The following is a 2,992-nucleotide window of genomic DNA, read 5'->3' as shown; positions in this document are numbered from 1 at the left end:
GAACCGAAAACTTCGGAGCAGACACGGGTCAGAGCAGCGGTCAGCGTGGTTTTACCGTGGTCGACGTGACCGATGGTGCCAACGTTGACGTGCGGCTTATTACGTTCGAACTTTTCCTTAGCCATCGAAATCACCCCTAGGAGAAGAATTTAGCAAGTCACACAAACCATTAAAACAAAGGCAGATATTTTCATATCTGCCTTGTTATATGGAGCTCTTGAGCGGATTTGAACCGCTGACCTCACCCTTACCAAGGGTGTGCTCTACCAACTGAGCTACAAGAGCGAAACACTATGCACAACCTGCAAACTTGGAGCGGGTAGCGGGAATCGAACCCGCATCATCAGCTTGGAAGGCTGAGGTTCTACCACTAAACTATACCCGCGGAGCTTGCAGCTCACGCTAAAACTGGTGGAGGGGGAAGGATTCGAACCTTCGAAGTCGTAGACGTCAGATTTACAGTCTGATCCCTTTGGCCGCTCGGGAACCCCTCCTAAGCGAGCCGGCATTCTATATCATGCCAGCCTTCTGTCAAGCATTTTCTCATAAAAAACCTGAGGTTAGCTGCGTTGACACCGCTTCGTGGCGCTAGCTGTTAAAGGCCTTCGCTGCGAAGCGGGCGCCATTCTATGCAAACTACCCTGTGGGTGCAACCCCCTCACAGGGCATTATTTTATGTTTTAACTCATTGAATTCTTTAGAAAGGTTTTGAAGCAGCATTTCATTCACCTTCAGCCCGCTATCTGGCGAAATCAGAACCCAAAATCCTTCTCCCTCAGGCAGATTCGGCGAGCCCTGCGCAATGGAGCGAGCCGCGATCCCGGATGCCGCGAGCCGCTGTTCCAGCTGGCGCGCCATTTCAATTCGGATGAAGCCACCAAGATAGACACACGTGCCTCGGCCCGCAGATTTGCTTGAATCCCGCCTTACAAGCGCATCAGCCGTTTCGCTCAAGAGATGAATATCCTGCTGCGAGCCCCGGTACAAACTCAACGGAGTCACATCTTTTGCCCGAAGGGGTGCCTCCTGTTGATGCCAGACGTAATAAAAGACATTCAAAACCACCAACAGCAGAAAAAGCCACCGCATAGGAACCTCAAGACAAAGGACAGGCCATCGCCAAACCAACAAAAACCAGATCAGGCACTACCTTGGCATCAGGTACAACACCGGATACCAAATTGGCATCTCCCCCCGTGAGAAATACTACGAAGTCTTTCCCCCAATATTCTTTAGCCAGTTCAAGCTGAGTCAGGACAAACCCTCTGAGCATGAGCATGCAGCCGCGCTCCACCGCTTCAACAGTCGCACGACCAGGGGCGAGACTCTCGTGAGCCCGCTCGGCAGCCGTATCGTCATAGCGAATCCGTCGGGTATGGGTGCGCAACTGATTACGCATCAAAGGCATACCAGGACAAATGAACCCCCCAAGATGCTCACCGTCCGCGGCCACGAAATCCGCTGTAACGGCCGTACCGAAATCGAGCACCAGACAGGCTCCCGAGGCAAGATGAAAGCCCCCAAGCAAAGCCAACCATCGATCGAGCCCTAGCCGCTCGTAATCGTTGTAACCGTTCTTAACACCGGCCAACTCCCGAACAGGTACAGCGCGTGAGACAGACACCCCAAAAACATCAATTAGCAGAGCAACCAGCGAATCCGTCTCTTGCGGAGTCCTCACGCTAACGAGACGACATTTCTTGAGCTGAAATTTATCGGCGTCACTCAAGCTCGCCAGCAGAGCACTATCGGTACCAGCCACCCCTCCTTCGACCGGTGTTACGCCATCGAAGTCAAGGACACGCCATTTGATAAAGCTATTGCCGCAATCGAGCTCAAGAATCATCACGCAACCTCAAACTGAGCTCACCACCGCTAAAGATTTTTTCCACGCCATCTACCTTCAAACGTAGCGCGCCCTGACGATCAATGCCCATTACAACCCCGTCAACCTGGTTGATACCGGCAATCAGGGAAACATTGCGCCCCTGCCACAGATGGTATCGCTCCCATTCCTCTTGGATCGCGGAGAAACCTGACACCTGGTGGAGCCTGAGGTAATGCTGGAACTTCGCGGCCAGCCGTCCAACCAGCTCGTTTCGATCAAAATCCCTGCCCGCCTCAAGGCACATGGACGTCCATTGCTGGTCAACCTCATCGGTCGACCGCATATTCACATTAATCCCTACGCCGAGGACAACATGGCAAACGTCTGCTGGATCCCCCACCAACTCAAGCAAGATGCCCGCGATTTTCTTATTACCTACCAGGACATCGTTAGGCCATTTCAGCCCAGCCCCCGCGATTCCCATATCATGCAAGGCGTGCATAACTGCAAGCCCTACAACCAGGCTGAGCCCCTCAATTTGGCGCATGCCACCATCAATTCGCAGCACCAGACTGTGGTAAAGATTGTCGGCAAACGGGCTCACCCACTTGCGACCACGACGACCACGACCGGCTGTCTGTCGCTCGGCCAAAATCCTAAATGGCGCGTCCATTCCACGCTCTATGGCGCGAAGCGCCTCAGCGTTGGTCGAATCAATGGAGTCAAATATATGGATGGGCCACTCACAGGACTCTTTGGCGCTAATCTCAGCTGAGTCCAAAAGCAGCAGCGGCTTAGCCAGCTGATAACCTCTACCTCGAACCTTATGAACAGATAACCCTAACTCCGCCTCCAGGTGCTGCAACTGCTTCCATACAGCACTACGACTGATACCCAGAGCAGTACCCAGCGCCTGACCCGAGTGGAAACGGCCATCTTTCAGAAGTTTAAGCAACGTGAGCATGCAAACTGCACCTGATAATGAGGCCCGCATGATAGCGATGCGCAAGACTGTTGCATAGAAACACACCAGGTCTTTCCTGCGGGCAAAACAAAACCCCTACCTGCGTCAGCAGATAGGGGTTTCGGAATTTAATCTTGACGATGACCTACTCTCACATGGGGAAACCCCACACTACCATCGGCGATGCATCGTTTCACTGC

Annotated in this window: 4 protein-coding genes and 3 tRNA genes; all 7 read right to left on the bottom strand. The window is 53.1% G+C overall.

The genetic code is table 11. The features are described from left to right. On the bottom strand, window positions 1-125 hold a 125-nt coding region (locus BMY45_RS27180; RefSeq protein WP_007925961.1), incomplete at its 3' end, for a GTP-binding protein. Between the two features lie 84 nt (window positions 126-209). Further along, window positions 210-285: transfer RNA gene (locus BMY45_RS27175), tRNA-Thr, on the bottom strand. A gap of 26 nt (window positions 286-311) precedes the next feature. Further along, window positions 312-385, bottom strand: a tRNA-Gly gene (locus BMY45_RS27170). A 24-nt stretch (window positions 386-409) separates the two neighbouring features. Further along, a tRNA-Tyr gene (locus tag BMY45_RS27165) sits at window positions 410-494 on the bottom strand. A gap of 142 nt (window positions 495-636) precedes the next feature. Further along, window positions 637-1,089, bottom strand: a complete 453-nt coding sequence (locus tag BMY45_RS27160; RefSeq protein WP_092403491.1) for a hypothetical protein — start codon at window positions 1,087-1,089, stop codon at window positions 637-639. A gap of 7 nt (window positions 1,090-1,096) precedes the next feature. Further along, window positions 1,097-1,846, bottom strand: coding sequence for a pantothenate kinase (locus tag BMY45_RS27155; RefSeq protein ID WP_092403489.1), 750 nt, complete (start codon window positions 1,844-1,846; stop codon window positions 1,097-1,099). Further along, window positions 1,836-2,792 (bottom strand): bifunctional biotin--[acetyl-CoA-carboxylase] ligase/biotin operon repressor BirA, encoded by a 957-nt coding sequence (birA, locus tag BMY45_RS27150; protein ID WP_092403487.1) that lies wholly within the window; start codon window positions 2,790-2,792, stop codon window positions 1,836-1,838. Before birA ends, BMY45_RS27155 begins: the two co-directional genes overlap by 11 nt. Window positions 2,793-2,992: the final 200 nt, after the last annotated feature.

The sequence above is a fragment of the Pseudomonas sp. NFACC39-1 genome, from assembly GCF_900110355.1.
Taxonomy (GTDB): Bacteria; Pseudomonadota; Gammaproteobacteria; order Pseudomonadales; family Pseudomonadaceae; genus Aquipseudomonas; species Aquipseudomonas tehranensis.
The sequence above is the reverse complement of the archived record's forward strand: the minus strand, read 5'-3'. Positions and strand labels throughout refer to the sequence as shown.

Excerpts from the sequence above, each read along its gene's own strand:
- birA (WP_092403487.1), bottom strand. The coding sequence starts at position 2,792 with ATGCTCACGTTGCTTAAACTTCTGAAAGATGGCCGTTTCCACTCGGGT.
- BMY45_RS27155 (WP_092403489.1), bottom strand. The coding sequence starts at position 1,846 with ATGATTCTTGAGCTCGATTGCGGCAATAGCTTTATCAAATGGCGTGTC.
- BMY45_RS27160 (WP_092403491.1), bottom strand. The coding sequence starts at position 1,089 with ATGCGGTGGCTTTTTCTGCTGTTGGTGGTTTTGAATGTCTTTTATTAC.